We start from the raw sequence: 16801 nt of genomic DNA on the forward strand, positions 1-16801 counted from the left end.
TGGCGCCACATCGCCGCATTCGCGCAGGGCGGGCGCACCTAGTCGCCGAGGTCGTCGACCGGCTCGGCGTAAAGCGGGAAGACCACGCGGATGCGGGTGCCCGGCAGCTCGGAATGGGGCGTCGGATGGTCGCTGATGAGCACCGTCGCCTGGTGCTTCTGGGCGATCTCCCTGACGATCGCCAGGCCCAGCCCGCTGCCGTCGGACAGCGTGCCCAGCACCCGATAGAAGCGGTCGAAGACCCGCTCGCGCTCCTCCGGCGCGATGCCGGGGCCGGAGTCCTCTACCTCCAGGATGCCCTGGCCGCCGTGGCCTTGCACCCGCACCGTGATGTGGCCGCCGCGCGGCGTGTAGCGCAGGGCGTTGTCGACCAGGTTGTTGAGCAGCTCCGCCAGCAGCAGCGGGTTGCCGTTGATCAGCACCGGCGTCTCCGAGCCTTCGAAGCCCAGGTCGGTGCCCAGCGACAGCGCTTGTGGCACCCAGTGCATGGCCTGCTCGTAGGCGATGGCGTTCAGATCGGTGGCGGCCAGGCCGATGGCGCTGGGGTTTTCCGCCCGCGCCAGCAGCAGCAACTGGTTCACCAGGCGGGTGGCGCGCTCGGAGCCGGTCACCAGCTGGCGCAGGCTGGCCTGCATTTCCTCGGGGCTGGCATCGCGCAGGGCCAGCTCGGCCTGGGTTCGCAGACCGGCCAGCGGCGTCTTCAACTGGTGCGCGGCATCGGCGACGAAGCGGCGCTGCGCCTGCACGTTGGCCGACAGGCGGTCGAGCAGATCGTTCATGGCCGCCACCAGCGGCGCGATCTCGGAGGGCGCGGCGCGCTCGTCGATGGGCGAAAGATCGTCCGGTCGGCGCGCCCGCAGCCGCTGTTGCAGCGCGTTCAGCGGCGCCACGCCGCGCGACAGTCCGAACCACACCAGCAGCACCGCGATCGGCAGCACCACGAACTGGGGAATGATCACGCCTTTGATGATGTCGTTGGCCAGTTGGGTGCGCTTTTCCACCGTCTCGGCCACGATCAGCAGCGCCGGCTGGGTATTGGGCAGGTTCAGGTCGACCCAGGTGAAGGCCAGGCGGATACCGAAGCCGCGCAGGGTGTCGTCTTCGTATTGCACCTCGCCGGGGCGCGGCTGGCCGACCGACGCGGGCAGGGGCAGGGCGCGATCGCCGCCCAGGTATTCGCCGCGGCTGCCCAGCGCCAGCCAGAACACGCTGTCGGTTTCATCGGCGCGCAGCACCTCGCGCGCCGGGTCGGTCATGCGCAGCACCGCGCGGCCGTCCTGGGCGTGGACCTGGCGCGTCAGCACGTGCAGGTTGTTGGCCAGCGCGCGATCGTACGGCACGTTGGCGATGTTCTGCGCCACCACGTAGGTGATGGCGACGCTCATGGGCCACAGCAGAAACAGCGGCGCCAGCATCCAGTCGAGGATCTCGCCCAGCAGCGAACGTTGCGGCGGCGCAAAGCTGGGGCCGCGGGCCCCGGCCCGCATCACATCCAGCGCTTCCTGGTTGAGCGCCTCCGGCTGTGGCGGTTCAGCTTGCGAGGTAGGCCGCACCCTGGTCCCGTTCGAGGCAATAGCCCAGGCCGCGCACCGTCACGATCTTCACGCCGCTGGGCTCGAGTTTCTTGCGCAGGCGGTGCACGTAGACCTCAATGGCATTGGTGCTGACTTCCTCGCCCCATTCGCACAGGTGGTCGACCAGCTGGGTCTTGCTGACCATGCGCCCGCTGCGGGTCAGCAGGATCTCCAGCAGGCTGACCTCGCGCGCGGACAGGTCCAGCGTCTGGTCGTCGACCATGGCAACGCGCCCGGTCTGGTCGAACACGAGACGGCCGTGCTTGAGCAGCGTGGCGCCGCCGCCGGCGCCGCGGCGGGTCAGGGCGCGCACGCGGGCTTCCAGCTCGGACAGGGCGAAGGGCTTGGCCATGTAGTCGTCGGCGCCCAAGTCGAGTCCCTTGACGCGTTGCTCGATACTGTCGGCGGCGGTCAGGATCAGGACGGGCAGGGCGGAATTGCGGGCCCGCAGCCGGCGCAGGACCTCCAGGCCGGCCAGTTGCGGCAGGCCGAGGTCGAGGATCAGCAGGTCGAAGGCCTGGGCCGCCAGCGCCGAATCGGCCGCCAGGCCGTCGCGCACGGCATCGACCGCGTAGCCGTTGTGACGCAACGAGCGTGACAGGCCGTCGGCCAGGATGCTGTCGTCTTCCGCGATCAGGATGCGCATGGGCAGTCGAAAAGAAGAAGGGCGCCGGGTGAGCGGCGCACGCGTGCCGCCCTCGGTGGGATGCCGGGGCGGCGTGCCGGGAGCGCAATGGGGACATAGCGCCAGTTTTTTCCTCGATTCTGTCATACGGCACCGGGCTTGCCCACTCAGGGAATACGTGGAAAACTGTGGCACACTGTTTTTTTGTACAGTACAATCCGATGCCATAATCTGCGCTATCGCTTTACCGATCACGCTTGAGCGCCACAGTTTGCACTGCCAGTTTTCTGGCAACAGCTGTCAGGCAACGGCCCGATCACCCCTTGCGACAACCCGTGCGCTGACCGACACCCCGTGCCGCGCCCCGATACGTTACAGACCCAGACCTGACAGGACACTACATGGACGACAAAACCACCAAGGCCGCCGCTTCGGAAAAAGCCAAGGCGCTGGCCGCCGCGCTCTCGCAGATCGAAAAGCAGTTCGGCAAGGGCTCGATCATGCGCTACGGCGACAACGAGGTCTCGCATGACATCCAGGTGGTGTCGACCGGCTCGCTGGGCCTGGACATCGCGCTGGGCGTCGGCGGCCTGCCGCGCGGCCGCGTGGTGGAAATCTACGGTCCGGAATCCTCGGGCAAGACCACCCTGACCCTGCAGGTCGTGGCCGAAATGCAGAAGCTGGGCGGCACCTGCGCCTTCGTCGACGCCGAACACGCGCTTGACGTGCAGTACGCCTCGAAGCTGGGCGTCAACCTGGCCGACCTGCTGATCTCGCAGCCGGACACGGGCGAGCAGGCGCTGGAAATCACCGACGCGCTGGTGCGCTCGGGCTCGGTCGACCTGATCGTGGTCGACTCGGTCGCGGCGCTGGTGCCCAAGGCAGAAATCGAAGGCGAAATGGGCGATTCGCTGCCCGGCCTGCAGGCCCGCCTGATGAGCCAGGCGCTGCGCAAGCTGACCGCCACCATCAAGAAGACCAACTGCATGGTCATCTTCATCAACCAGATCCGCATGAAGATCGGCGTGATGTTCGGCAACCCCGAAACCACCACCGGCGGCAATGCGCTCAAGTTCTACGCCTCGGTGCGCCTGGACATCCGCCGCATCGGCTCGATCAAGAAGGGCGACGAGGTCGTCGGCAACGAAACCCGCGTCAAGGTGGTCAAGAACAAGGTCGCGCCCCCGTTCAAGCAGGCCGAGTTCGACATCATGTACGGCGCCGGCATCTCGCGTGAAGGCGAAATCATCGACCTGGGCGTGGCCGCCAATGTGGTGGACAAGTCCGGCGCCTGGTACAGCTACAACGGCAACCGCATCGGCCAGGGCAAGGACAACGTCCGCGAATACTTGAAGGAACACAAGGAACTGGCCATCGAGATCGAGAACCGGGTCCGCGAGAACCAGGGCATCGTCAGCCGCGCCGCGGAATTCGTGCCCACCGCCGAAGACGACAGCGACGAGTAATCGCGTCGTCGCGTCATCGGATAGCGCCGGGCTCGCCAGCCCGGCCGCCAGCGGCAGGCTCCCTTCCCGGGAGGCCTGCCGCTGGCACATAGAGGAAGCGCATGAGCTGGAAACCGTCCGTCACGTCCGCTGATCGCCTGCGCGCCAGGCTGGACGATGAATTCGAGACCGTGGCCAAGCCCGAGGGGCTGCGCCGCACGTCTGACCTGCGGCGGGCTGCCGAAGCCTCCGCGGCGGCCGGCCAGGATCCCGAGGGCGCGAGCGCCCCGGCGTCGCAGTGGCAGCGCAGCTCCGAACGGCGCGCGGCCAGCGGACGCGGCCGGCGTGGCAAGGACGGCGAGGGCGATGACACGGGCGAGGGCGCGCGGACATCCGAAGACAAGCCCCGCACGCCTCCCAAGGGGCCGTCGCTGAAAATGCGCGCGGTGGGTTATCTGTCGCGACGCGAGCATGCCCGCGATGAGCTGGCGCGCAAACTCGCGCCCCATGCCGAAGACCCCGATGAGGTCGAACGCGTGCTGGACGCGCTGGAAAAGGAAGGCTGGCTGTCGACCGAGCGTTTTGCGCAAAGCCTGGTGCATCGCCGCGCGTCGCGCCAGGGGGCGGCCCGCATCGTGCAGGAATTGCGCCAGCACGGCGTGGATGACGCCCAGGTGTCCGAGCTGCGCGAGCAATTGCGCGCCACCGAATACGAGCGCGCGCTCGAGGTCTGGCAGAAACGCTTCGGCGCCAGGCCCGAGGACCGCGCCGCCTATGCCAAGCAGGCGCGCTTCCTGGCCAGCCGCGGCTTTGCGCACGACGTCATCCGCCGCATCCTGGGCGCCGGCGACGACGACTGAGCGGGCCGCGCGGCGAAGGCCGGTGCCGGCCCGCCCTTGCCCTTTTTCCTGTTTTTCCTATTTCGCCGACTTGATGCCGGTCAGCGTCTTGAAGCAGACATCGCGCGTCAGCGTCAGGAATTCGTCGATGTACGAGGCGTCGGTGTCCTCGCTGCGCACCGTCGCGTACAAGGTGCGCCACACGCCTTGCGGCCCCAGCCGGCACTGGCGCAGCCAACCCTGGTTCATGTATTCGGTGAGCGCCCAGTTGGGCAGGGCGGCCACGCCGCGGTTGCTGGCCACCAGCTGCGCGATGATGGGCGTCAGCTCCGCCTTGCGGATGGCGGCCGGTTCGACGTCGGCGGGGTCCAGGAAGGCCGTGAAGATGTCCAGGCGCTGCTTGTCCACCGGGTACGTGATGAGCGTCTGGTCGGCCAGTTGATCCGGCATGACGAACTTGCTGCCGGCCAGCGGATTCGATTCGGACACGGCCAGCACCAGTTCGTACTTGAACAGCGGCAGGTATTCGACGGCGTCCAGTTGCTGCGGGTCGGACGTGATGACCAGGTCCAGGTCGCCGCGCACCAGCGCGGGCAAGGGCGCGAAGGAGAACGCCGCCGACAGGTCCAGCGCCACGTCGGGCCATTGCGCGCGGAATGCGTCCAGCGACGGCATCAACCATTGGAAGCAGGAATGGCAATCGATCGCCAGGTGCAGCCGGCCGGTGCGGCCGGCGGCCAGCCGCTGCAATTCCCGTTCGGTGGCGCGCATGCGCGGCAGCACCTCGTCGGCCAGGGCCAGCACGCGCAGGCCCGCGGTGGTCAGGCGCGCGGGCCGGGTGCGGCGGTTCAGCAGCGGCGTGCCGAGCCGGGTCTCCAGGTCGCGCAACTGGTGCGACAGGGCCGACTGGGTCAGGTGCAGGCGATCGGCTGCTTCCTGCAGGCTGCCGCCTTCACGGATGGCGGTCAGGGTTTCGAGATGGCGGATTTCCAGCATGGGAGGGCGATAGGAAAGGCAGACCGGCACGGTCGGGGCTGGCCACGGAGGTGGGCGGCAATGAGCTTATATTTTATGAGGTTTTTTCATCTTATAAATGTAGACATTGATTTTGATTCATTTTTGTTTGGCGTCAGAATAGCTGGCACTTGAATAAATTTTGTCTGATGACGGGATTGCCATGACTACGATTCATAATTTGGGGTTTCCCCGCATTGGGGCCCAGCGGGAACTGAAGCGCGCCGTCGAAGCCTATTGGGCGGGCAAGCAGACTGGCGAGGCTTTGGAGCAGACGGGCCGCGAGTTGCGCGCCCGGCACTGGAAGGTGCAGGCCGACGCTGGCGTCAAGTTCGTGCCCGTGGGCGATTTCGCCTGGTACGACCAGATCCTGGAATGGACCACGCTGCTGGGCGCCGTGCCGGCGCGTTTCGGCCAGAAGGACAACGAGCCGGTCTCGCTGGACACGCTGTTCCGCATGGGACGCGGCCGCGCCCCGTCGGGCAAGCCCGCCGCCGCCTGCGAAATGACCAAGTGGTTCGACACCAATTACCACTACATCGTGCCGGAGCTGGTGCCTGGCCAGACCTTCCGTATTGCGCGTGAATCGCTGTTCGAGCAGGTCCAGGAAGCGCAGGCGCTGGGCCACGCCGTCAAGCCGGTGATCCCGGGGCCCCTGACCTGGCTGTTCCAGGGCAAGGGCGACGCTTTCGGCGAGGGCGCGGCCGATGCGGCCAAGCTGCAACTGCTGGCCAACCTCGTGCCCGTGTACGAAGAAGTGCTCGCGCGCTTGGCCAAGCTGGGCGTGGAGTGGGTGCAGATCGACGAACCGATCCTGGTGCTGGACCTGCCGCAAGCCTGGCGCGACGCCTTCAAGCAGGTGTACGCCACGCTGTCGGCCAGCCCGGTCAAGCTGCTGATCGCCACCTATTTCGACGGCCTCAAGGACAACCTGGGCACGGCGCTGGGCCTGCCGGTGGCCGGCCTGCACGTGGACCTGGTGCGCGCGCCCGGGCAACTGACCGAGGTGTTGGCCGGCCTGGGCGCCGACAAGGTGCTGTCCGCCGGTATCATCAATGGCCGCAACATCTGGCGCACCGACCTGGACGCCGCCCTCGCCACGCTGGCGCCGGTCAGGCAGCAACTGGGCGAACGCCTGTGGCTGGCGCCGTCGTGCTCGCTGCTGCACGTGCCGGTGGATCTGGCCAACGAAACCGAGCTGGACGCCGAACTCAAGAGCTGGCTGTCTTTCGCGGCGCAGAAGCTGGAAGAACTGAGCCTGCTGGGCCGCGCGCTGGACGGCGCGGCCGATGCCGGCGTGCAGGAGGGTCTGGCCAGGCAGCGCGCGGCCCTGGCCGCGCGCCGCGCGTCGACCCGCATCCACAACCCCGCCGTGGCGCAGCGCATGGCGGCCTCGGCCAGCGTGTCGCGCGACCGCGCGCCGTTCGCCGGCCGCATCGCGCGCCAGCAGCAAGAGCTGGGCCTGCCGGCCTATCCCACCACCACCATCGGTTCCTTCCCGCAGACCGCCGAGATCCGCGCGCTGCGCCGCGACTGGAAGTCGGGCGCGCTGACGGACGCGGGCTACGAGACCGCCATCCGCAAGGAAATCGAGGAGGTGATCCGCTTCCAGGAAAAGGTCGGCCTGGACGTGCTGGTGCACGGCGAACCCGAGCGCAACGACATGGTGGAATACTTTGGCGAGCTGCTGGCCGGCTTCGCCTTCACCAAGAACGGCTGGGTGCAGAGCTACGGCTCGCGCTGCGTCAAGCCGCCGATCATCTTCGGCGACGTGGCCCGGCCCGCGCCGATGACGGTGGGCTGGTCCTCGTACGCCCAGTCGCTGACCGACAAGCCGGTCAAGGGCATGCTGACCGGGCCGGTCACCATTCTGCAGTGGTCGTTCGTGCGCGACGACCAGCCGCGTGAACAGACCTGCCGCCAGCTGGCGCTGGCGCTGCGCGACGAGGTGGTGGACCTGGAGGCCGCCGGCATCAGCGTCATCCAGATCGACGAACCTGCCATTCGCGAAGGCTTGCCGCTGCGCCGCGCCGACTGGCAGGCGTACCTGGACTGGGCGGTGGACTGCTTCCGCCTGGCGACCGCCGGCGTGCGCGACGAGACGCAGATCCACACGCACATGTGCTATTCGGAGTTCAACGACATCATCGAATCGATCGCCGCCATGGACGCGGACGTGATCACGATCGAAACGTCGCGCTCCAACATGGAGTTGCTCAAGGCGTTCGAGGACTTCCGCTATCCGAACGACATCGGCCCGGGCGTCTATGACATCCACTCGCCCAACGTGCCGGAGGTGGACTGGATGGTCGGCCTGATGCGCAAAGCCGCCGCCCGTCTGCCCAAGGAGCGCCTGTGGGTGAACCCGGATTGCGGCCTGAAGACCCGCGCCTGGCCGGAAACCGAAGCGGCGCTGATCGGCATGGTGCAAGCCGCCCGCGCGCTGCGCGAGGCCGCCTGACGCGAGGCGGCCGGCCGGTCGGGCGTTTGCCCGGGCCGGCAATCCGGAACCCCTGTGTTGCGTGCGGGATGCACACCACAGGGGTTTTTTGCGTCCGGGCTTGAACGATTTCGCGCCTTGTGGGTCAATACGCAAACATCCCTTCTGCCGGATTGTCGCCGTACCTATGATTCTCCAAGGCCCCTATCGGCCGGATCTGCTCCGAGCGGAGACGCTGCCCGATATTCTGGAAGCCACGATCCTGCGGTATCCCGCCGCCATCGCCATTCATTGGCTGGATCAATCCCTGACTTACGAGGCGCTCGGGCGCCGTGCCGACCTGGCGGCGCACCACCTGATCGAGGCCGGCGTGCGTCCCGGCGATATCGTCGGCCTGTGCCTGCCGCGCGGCGACGATCTGCTGGTGATGCAGGCCGCCATCGCCAAGGCGGGCGCGGCCTGGCTGCCGTTCGAATCCGACACGCCGCCCGACCGCATGCTGGTTTGCCTGCAGGACGCCGGCGCGCGCGGGCTGGTGGCCGGCGGCGAGGTGCAACTGGACGGCATGATCACCTGGACCACCTGGCAGTTGTCGGTGCCGGTCGAGGGGGCGCTGCGCCGGCGCGACGGCCTGCTGCCGGAACATCCGGCCTACGTCATCTACACCTCGGGATCCACCGGCAAGCCCAAGGGCGTGCCGATCAGCCAGGCCAGCATCTGCCATTTCCTGCGCAGCGAGAACGAAGTGCTGGGCGTGCGCCATGGCGACAAGGTCTACCAGGGTTTCTCGGTCGCCTTCGACATGTCGTTCGAGGAAATCTGGATCAGCTACCTGGTCGGCGCCACGCTCTGGGTGGCGCCCAAGATGCTGACCACCGATCCCGAGGCGCTGCCCGACGCGCTGGTGCGCGAGGGCGTGACGGTGCTGCACGCGGTGCCGACACTGCTGGCGCTGTTCGCGCGCGACGTGCCTGGCCTGCGCATCGTCAACCTGGGCGGCGAGATGTGCCCGGAGTTCCTGGTGCAGCGCTGGGCCACGCCCGGACGCCGCCTGTTCAATACCTATGGTCCCACCGAGACCACCGTATCGGCCAGCCTGGCAGAGCTGCTGCCGGGCCAGCCCGTGACCATTGGCACGCCGCTGCCCAACTACGGCATGCTGATCCGCGGCGAGGACGGCGCCGTGCTGCCGCAGGGCCAGACCGGCGAGCTCTGTATCACCGGCCCCGGCGTGGCCGGCGGCTATCTGGGGCGGCCCGAACTGACGGCCGAGAAGTTCCTGGCCAATCCGCGCCCCAGCGGCGAGCATGACACCCGCATGTACCGCAGCGGCGATCTGGCGCGCATCGACGAGAATGGCCAGATCCAGTGCCTGGGCCGCAGCGATGACCAGGTCAAGGTGCGTGGCTTTCGCGTCGAGCTGGGCGAGATCGAAGCCGCGCTGTACCGGCAGGCCGGCGTCGGCGCGGCCGCCGTGGTGCTGCGCGACCTGGCGGGCATCGACCAACTGGTGGCGTTCCTGACACCGGAAGGCGATGCCCGGCTCGACCCGCACGCGCTGCGCGCGGCACTGGCGGCCGAACTGCCCGCCTACATGATTCCGGCCCGATTCGAGCTGGTGGCCGAAGTGCCGCGCCTGACCTCGGGCAAGATCGACCGCAAGGCCCTGAAGGCGCGCGAACTGGCCACCGCCTCCGAGCCCAGCGGCGAGGACGACACCCCGGTCTCGCCCGCCGAACACGCCTTGTTCGAGGCGCTGCGGCCGCTGTTCCCGGGGCAGCCGCTGCGGCTGGCGAGCGATTTCTTCCGCGACCTGGGCGGCCATTCGCTGCTGGCGGCGCGGCTGGTGTCCTCGCTGCGCAAGCATCCACAGTTTTCCGCGCTGACCATGCACGAGCTCTACCAGCATTCCGTGCTGGGCGCGCTGGCGGCGCGGCTCGACGCGCTGGCGGCCGAATCGGCGGCCGCGGCGGCGCCGGCGCAACAGGCGCCGATCGAACGCGCGCCCGAATGGCGCCGCTGGACCTGTGGCCTGGCGCAACTGGCGGTGCTGCCGCTGTTGATCGGCGTGCGCATGCTGATCTGGCTGACGCCGTTCTTCACCTATCACTACTTCACTGGCGACGAGGGGGATTCGGTGTGGCGCGCGGTGGCCCTGTCAATCGCCAGCTACCTGGCCTGCAACCTGCTCAGCTTCGGCGTCGCGGTGGTCTGTAAGTGGGGCATCCTGGGCCGGCTCAAGGCGGGCCGCTATCCGCTCTATGGCTGGACTTTCTACCGCTGGTGGCTGGTCGACCGCATCCTCGACATCCCGCCCGCGTACCTGCTGGCGGGCTCGCCGCTGCAGGCCTGGTACCTGCGGGCGCTGGGCGCGCGCATCGGCCGCGATGCCGCCATCAGCCGCATTTCGGTGCGCGCCCCCGACCTGCTGGCGGTGGGCGATGGCGCCAGCATCGGCGCCGCGGTAAACCTGGAGAACTTCGAGGTGCGCGGCGCGCATTGGGAAGTCGCGCCCATCACGCTGGGCGAGAATGCCTACATCGGCTCCTACGCGGTGGTGCAGGGCGATGTCGTGATCGAGGCCGACGGCCGGCTGGAAGGGCTGTCGTCGCTGCCCGCGGGGGCCCGCATTGGCGCCGGCCAGATCTGGACCGGCGCCCCGGCGCGTCACGACCCGCAGGCGCGGGCCCCAGAATTGCCCGAGCGCCCGGCGCGGGAAGGCCGCTGGGCGCGGCTGGACATGCTGGCCTATGCGGCCGGCGGCACGCTGATCGCGGCGCTGTTCTTCATGCCGGTGTTCCCGAGCTTCGTGCTGATCGACTGGATCGACGCGCGCTGGCTCGACCTGATGGGGTCGCGCGTATCCTGGCCCTACGCGTTCCTGGTCTACCTGTTGCTGGCGCTGCCGGCCAGCGCCTTGCTGCTGTTCCTGACGGTGCTGGTGTCCGCCCTGTTGCGCTGGACCTTGCTGCCGCGTCTGGCCAGCGGCCGGTGGCCGGTGTATGGCCAGATCTACCTGCGGCGCTGGCTGACCAACCAGATCCAGGAGTCCAGCCTGAGCGTGCTGCACGGGCTGTACGCATCGATCTACGCCGGCACCTGGTACCGCCTGCTGGGCGCCAAGGTCGGGCGCGGCACCGAGATATCGACCGCGATGGGCATCGTGCCGGACATGTTGACGCTGGGCCGCGACAGTTTCATCGCCGACGGGGTGATGCTGGGCGACGAGGAAGTCGATCGCGGCTGGATGACCATGCGGCCCACCGTCATCGGCAACCGCAGCTTTGTCGGCAACGGCGCCTATGTGCCGGACGGCTCGGTGCTGCCCGACGACGTGCTGATCGGCGTGCAGAGCCGGGCGCCGGCCAACGCCCGCATGGCCAGCGGCCAGACCTGGCTCGGCAATCCGCCGCTGGCGCTGCCGGCGCGCGAACAGGCGGCCGGCTTTCCCGAGCACCTGACTTTCCGCCCGAGCCTGGGCCGCAAGGTGGCGCGCGGCGCGGTCGAGCTGATGCGCATGATCCTGCCGCTGGCGGTGGTGATCGCGGTGGGTTACCTGACGGTCATGAAAGTCATCCCGATCGCGGTGCGCGACGGTTTCGTGGCGGCGTTCGACGAGCTGATGCTGGCGGGCGTGCTGTACGGGGTGGGCACGTTCCTGTTCCTGATCCTGCTGAAGTGGCTGCTGATCGGCCGTTACCGGCCGCGCGCCGAGCCCATGTGGACGCCGTTCGTCTGGAAGAGCGAGGCTGTCACCAGCCTGTACGAATCCATCGCGGTGCCCAACTTCTTCAACTTCCTGCGCGCCACGCCCTGGCTGCCGTTGGCCCTGCGCTGCATGGGCGCGCGCATCGGCAAACGTGTGTTCATGGATACCACCGACGTCACCGAGTACGACTGCGTATCAATTGGGGACGATTCCGTCATGCACGCCTGGTCGGGGCCTCAGACGCACCTGTTCGAGGACCGCGTCATGAAAATCGGGCCGGTGCGGATCGGCAATGGCGTCAACGTCGGCCCGCGCAGCACCATCCTGTATGACACCCGGGTCGAGGACGGCGCCCGCCTGGGGCCGCTGACCCTGGTGCTCAAGGGAGAGAGCATTCCGGCCGGGCAAGCCTGGATGGGCAGCCCGGCCACGCCGTGGACGCGGCGCTGAGCCGGCGGACGCCCGCCCGCCGGCCGCCGGGGCGGGCGCGGCGCGCATTTTGACGGTCGGGGCAGGGCGGGCTGCGCTATACTTTGAAGGTTTTGTTGCCGCGCACCATGCGCCGGCCGTCTCTGCCCCGCAGGCCCCAAGCATGCCCTTGCCACCGCCGGATTGTCCTCGCCAGCCGCTGCACACGCGTTCCATACGCGTGCAGTCGTATGCGCGCGATGACGGCAACTGGGACCTGGAAGCCGAGCTCATCGACGTCAAGGCGTACGATTTTCCCAAGCGCGACGGCGAGATGTTCAAGGCGGGGCAACCCATCCACCATATGCACCTGCGCATCACCATCGATGGCGATTTCACCATCGTGGCCGCGCGGGCCGTCTATGATGCCGCTCCCTACGGCGAGCACTGCATGGCCATCGAATCCGCCTACGCTGACCTGGTCGGCATGAACCTGCTCAAGGGGTTCCGCCGTCAGGTCAAGGAGCGCTTCGGCCATGTCGAGGGCTGTACGCACATGACCGAGCTGTCGCAGGTGCTTCCCACCGCGGCGGTGCAGACCATGGCCAACCGCCGGCGGCAGGAAAGCAACCCGAACCGGCGTCCATTCCAACTGGACGGCTGTCATGCCCTGAGCACCGACGGCCCGGTGGTGGCTGAGCACTATCCCAAGTGGTACACCGGGGGTAGCGCTGAGGCATCGGCCGATTCGACCTCCGATTCACCTTCTCTTTCTCATACGTCCTGACAGGTAACACATGAAAATCCACGAGTATCAAGGCAAGGAACTGCTGAAGCAATTTGGCATCCCGGTGCCGCGCGGGATTCCCGCTCTTTCCGTCGACGAGGCCGTGGCTGCCGCTGAAAAGCTGGGTGGACCGGTCTGGGTCGTCAAGGCACAGATCCACGCGGGCGGCCGCGGCAAGGGCGGCGGCGTGAAGCTGGCGCGCTCGCTGGACGACGTGCGCAAGCTCGCCTCCGAAATCCTGGGCATGCAGCTGGTCACGCACCAGACCGGCCCGGAAGGCCAGAAGGTCCGCCGCCTGTACATCGAAGACGGCGCCGACATCCAGAAGGAATACTACGTGTCGCTGGTCACCGACCGCGCCACCCAGAAGGTCGCCTTCATCGCCTCCAGCGAAGGCGGCATGGACATCGAGGAAGTGGCTCACTCCACTCCCGAGAAGATCGTCACCGAATACATCGATCCGCTGACCGGCCTGTCGGCCGAGCAAGCCACCAAGATCGCCAACGCGATCGGCCTGCCCGCCGACTCGACCGCCCAGGCCGTGGACGTGTTCCAGAAGCTCTACAAGTGCTACATGGACACCGACGCCTCGCTGGTCGAAATCAACCCCCTGAACCGTGACAGCAAGGGCAACATCATCGCCCTGGACGCCAAGTTCAACTTCGACTCCAACGCCCTGTTCCGTCACCCGGAAATCGTCGCCTACCGCGACCTGGACGAAGAAGATCCGGCTGAAATCGAAGCCTCGAAGTTCGACCTGGCCTACATCCAGCTCGATGGCAACATCGGCTGCCTGGTGAACGGCGCCGGCCTGGCCATGGCCACCATGGACACCATCAAGCTGTTCGGCGGCGAGCCGGCCAACTTCCTGGACGTCGGCGGCGGCGCCACGGCCGAGAAGGTCACGGAAGCCTTCAAGATCATGCTCAAGAACAAGAGCGTGAAGGCCATCCTGGTCAACATCTTCGGCGGCATCATGCGCTGCGACGTCATCGCCGAAGGCGTGATCGCCGCTTGCAAGGCCGTCAACCTGAACGTGCCGCTGGTCGTGCGCATGAAGGGCACCAACGAAGAACTCGGCAAGAAGATGCTGGCCGAGTCGGGCCTGCCGATCATCAGCGCCGACACGATGGCCGAAGCCGCCACCCGCGTCGTCGCCGCCGTCAAGTAAAGAGAAAAAATCCAAGGATTCACAAATGTCGATTCTGATCAACAAGGACACCAAGGTCATCACCCAGGGCATCACGGGCAAGACCGGTCAGTTCCACACTCGCATGTGCCGCGAGTACGCCAATGGCAAAGCCGCCTTCGTGGCCGGCGTGAACCCCAAGAAGGCCGGTGAGGACTTCGAAGGCGTGCCGATCTTCGCGTCGGTCAAGGACGCCAAGGCCGACACCGGCGCCACCGTGTCGGTCATCTACGTGCCGCCCGCCGGCGCTGCCGCCGCCATCTGGGAAGCCGTCGAGGCCGAGCTGGATCTGGTGATCTGCATCACCGAAGGCATCCCGGTCCGCGACATGCTGGAAGTCAAGAACCGCATGAAGGCCAAGGGCAGCAAGACGCTGCTGCTGGGCCCGAACTGCCCCGGCCTGATCACCCCGGACGAAATCAAGATCGGCATCATGCCCGGTCACATCCACCGCAAGGGCCGCATCGGCATCGTCAGCCGCTCGGGCACTCTGACGTACGAAGCCGTGGCGCAAGTCACCGAGCTGGGCCTGGGTCAATCCAGCGCCGTCGGCATCGGTGGCGACCCCATCAACGGCCTCAAGCACGTCGACGTCCTGAAGATGTTCAATGACGATCCCGACACCGACGCCGTCATCATGATCGGCGAGATCGGCGGTCCGGACGAAGTCAACGCCGCCCAGTGGGCCAAGGACAACATGAAGAAGCCGGTCGTCGGCTTCATCGCCGGTGTCACCGCCCCTCCCGGAAAGCGCATGGGCCACGCCGGCGCGCTGATCTCCGGCGGCGCCGACACGGCCGACGCCAAGCTGGAAGTCATGGAAGCCTGCGGCATCCGCACCACGCGCAACCCCTCCGAAATGGGCAAACTGCTCAAGTCGGTGCTGTAAGGTTGTGTGCATGAAGAAGGCCCGCCTCGGCGGGCCTTTTTTTCGTTCCAGCCTAGGGAAATCCCGCGTCCATGATGCGGCCGGCGAAACATACGGAAAGCTGAACGAAACTATAATGAAAGAAATTCTGCACGTACCCAGCAAGAATGCCGTCGGGCTCGCACCAAGACGGTCAGTACGTCTTTTTGTCTTTTCCACCCATTCATTTGGTTTGTCCTAGGGGGATCACGTCCTAGGAAAGAGAGGTATGGAACTCAGTTCAGCGGCATTCTGGTTAGCGTTGCTCCAGATCATTTGGGTCAACATTCTGCTGTCGGGCGATAACGCCGTGGTGATTGCGCTGGCCGCGCGCTCGCTGCCGCCGGCGCAGCAAAAGAAAGCGATCGTGATCGGCTCGGCCGCCGCGATCATCATGCGTATCGTGCTGACGCTGGTGGCCGCCAAGCTGCTGATGCTGCCGTGGCTCAAGCTCATCGGCGCACTGCTGCTGGTGTACATCGGCGTGACCCTGTTGCTGCCGGAAGGCGAGGAAGAGGGGGACGGCAAGACCCATGGCAATCTGCTGACCGCAATCCGCACTATCATGATCGCCGACCTGGTCATGAGCCTGGACAATGTGGTGGCCGTGGCCGCCGCGGCGATGGGCGACACCACGCTGCTGGTGCTGGGCCTGGCGATCAGTATTCCGCTTGTGATTTTCGGCAGCACGCTGCTGCTCAAGGTCATCGAACGCTTCCCGCTCATCGTCTGGGTGGGCGCGGCGCTGTTGGGCTTCATTGCCGGCGAATTGCTGGTGGGTGATCCCGCCCTGCAGGAGCCGGTGGCGCGCATCGATGCGGCATTGGGCGTGACCCAGCACAGCTTCGCGCTCATGTGCGGCGCGTTGGGCGCGGTGCTGGTCCTGGCGATCGGCAAAGTTTTGCTTCTGCGCCAGAAAGCTGACTGAAAGCTGAACTACAATAATAAGTTGTTCCAAGCCCGCCGCCACGGCGGCGGGCTGGCCGGCACGGGGCCGGCCTTTATTTTGATAAATGCCTTCGGGGGTTCAAATTGCTTGAGTTTTTCCAGACGCTGAGTTGGGCAGCGGTATTCCAGATCATCCTCATCGACATCCTGCTCGGCGGCGACAATGCGGTGGTGATCGCGTTGGCCTGCCGCAACCTGGAGCCCAAGCAGCGCATGCAGGGCATTCTGTGGGGCACCGCCGGCGCCATCCTGCTGCGCGTGGTCCTGATCGCCTTCGCGCTGACCCTGCTGTCGATCCCGTTCCTGAAGGTGGTGGGCGGCCTGCTGCTGGTCTGGATCGGCGTCAAGCTGCTGGTGCCCGAGGATGACGCCCATGGCAATGTGAAGGGCGGCACATCCATCATCGCCGCCATCAAGACCATCATCATCGCCGACTTCGTGATGAGCCTGGACAACGTCATCGCCATCGCCGGCGCGGCCCAGAATGCGCACGCTGATCATCAGATCGGTCTGGTTATCTTCGGCCTGGTCGTGAGCGTGCCCATCATCATCTGGGGCAGCACGCTGGTGCTGAAGCTGATCGACCGCTATCCGCTGGTGGTGACCTTCGGCGCGGCGCTGCTGGGCTGGATCGCGGGCGGCATGCTGGTCACGGACGTGTTTGTCGAAGGTCAATTCGGCGTCCAGCCCACTGCGGTTAAAATCGGCGTAGAAATCTTCGGCGCCTTGCTCGTTGTTGTCCTTGGACGGTGGCTGGCAAGCCGCAAAACCGCCTCCAAGGAATCCGTACATGAGTCTGCGTAGATCCGCCGATCCCCAGCAAACCGAATCAGGCCTGAGCCTCCTGCAGGGCCTGTTCGTGCTGGCCATCCTCGGGGTCGTGGCGACGGTCATCGTCTCAAACTTCGTTTGATGG

General features: G+C 66.8%; 13 protein-coding genes. 10 read left to right on the forward strand and 3 right to left on the reverse strand.

Annotated features, from left to right (window positions below):
* Positions 1-38: 38 nt before the first annotated feature.
* Both ABFG95_RS22825 and ABFG95_RS22830 read right to left on the reverse strand, forming a co-directional pair.
* Positions 39-1415: a sensor histidine kinase gene (locus ABFG95_RS22825; protein WP_100504346.1), complete on the reverse strand. Its 1377-nt coding sequence runs from the start codon at positions 1413-1415 to the stop codon at positions 39-41.
* A 115-nt stretch (positions 1416-1530) separates the two neighbouring features.
* Positions 1531-2220, reverse strand: a complete 690-nt coding sequence (locus ABFG95_RS22830; protein WP_006393745.1) for a response regulator transcription factor — start codon at positions 2218-2220, stop codon at positions 1531-1533.
* Positions 2221-2600: 380 nt separating this feature from the next.
* On the opposite strand from ABFG95_RS22830, the gene recA reads away from it, so the two are divergent.
* Positions 2601-3665: a recombinase RecA gene (gene recA / locus ABFG95_RS22835; RefSeq protein ID WP_054417614.1), complete on the forward strand. Its 1065-nt coding sequence runs from the start codon at positions 2601-2603 to the stop codon at positions 3663-3665.
* 101 nt (positions 3666-3766) lie between these two features.
* On the forward strand, positions 3767-4504 hold the full coding sequence (recX, locus tag ABFG95_RS22840; RefSeq protein WP_278993057.1) for a recombination regulator RecX: 738 nt from the start codon (positions 3767-3769) through the stop codon (positions 4502-4504).
* A 57-nt stretch (positions 4505-4561) separates the two neighbouring features.
* Here the strand turns inward: recX and ABFG95_RS22845 are convergent, their stop codons facing one another.
* Entirely contained in the window at positions 4562-5479 is a 918-nt protein-coding gene (locus tag ABFG95_RS22845) for a LysR family transcriptional regulator (protein ID WP_049072468.1), read from the reverse strand.
* Between the two features lie 181 nt (positions 5480-5660).
* On the opposite strand from ABFG95_RS22845, the gene metE reads away from it, so the two are divergent.
* From metE to ABFG95_RS22885, 8 genes are all read left to right on the forward strand, one after another.
* Positions 5661-7958, forward strand: a complete 2298-nt coding sequence (gene metE, locus ABFG95_RS22850) for a 5-methyltetrahydropteroyltriglutamate--homocysteine S-methyltransferase (RefSeq protein ID WP_278993059.1) — start codon at positions 5661-5663, stop codon at positions 7956-7958.
* 166 nt (positions 7959-8124) lie between these two features.
* Positions 8125-12096, forward strand: a complete 3972-nt coding sequence (locus ABFG95_RS22855; protein ID WP_278993061.1) for a Pls/PosA family non-ribosomal peptide synthetase — start codon at positions 8125-8127, stop codon at positions 12094-12096.
* A 142-nt stretch (positions 12097-12238) separates the two neighbouring features.
* Positions 12239-12841 (forward strand): DUF2889 domain-containing protein, encoded by a 603-nt coding sequence (locus tag ABFG95_RS22860; RefSeq protein WP_049072472.1) that lies wholly within the window; start codon positions 12239-12241, stop codon positions 12839-12841.
* Positions 12842-12851: 10 nt separating this feature from the next.
* The gene (sucC, locus tag ABFG95_RS22865) at positions 12852-14012 is read left to right on the forward strand and encodes an ADP-forming succinate--CoA ligase subunit beta (RefSeq protein WP_006388409.1); all 1161 of its coding nucleotides are present in this window, start codon (positions 12852-12854) and stop codon (positions 14010-14012) included.
* A gap of 25 nt (positions 14013-14037) precedes the next feature.
* Positions 14038-14919: a succinate--CoA ligase subunit alpha gene (sucD, locus tag ABFG95_RS22870; protein WP_006388410.1), complete on the forward strand. Its 882-nt coding sequence runs from the start codon at positions 14038-14040 to the stop codon at positions 14917-14919.
* 247 nt (positions 14920-15166) lie between these two features.
* Positions 15167-15865, forward strand: a complete 699-nt coding sequence (locus ABFG95_RS22875) for a TerC family protein (protein ID WP_049072473.1) — start codon at positions 15167-15169, stop codon at positions 15863-15865.
* Between the two features lie 104 nt (positions 15866-15969).
* Entirely contained in the window at positions 15970-16689 is a 720-nt protein-coding gene (locus tag ABFG95_RS22880) for a TerC family protein (RefSeq protein ID WP_049072474.1), read from the forward strand.
* Complete coding sequence (locus ABFG95_RS22885) at positions 16676-16798, forward strand: hypothetical protein (protein ID WP_049072475.1); 123 nt, start codon at positions 16676-16678, stop codon at positions 16796-16798. The genes ABFG95_RS22880 and ABFG95_RS22885 overlap by 14 nt, the downstream gene beginning before the upstream one ends.
* The last annotated feature ends 3 nt before the right edge of the window (positions 16799-16801 follow it).

It is taken from the genome of Achromobacter sp. HNDS-1, from assembly GCF_040084795.1.
In the GTDB taxonomy this organism is placed as follows: Bacteria; Pseudomonadota; Gammaproteobacteria; order Burkholderiales; family Burkholderiaceae_B; genus Achromobacter; species Achromobacter ruhlandii.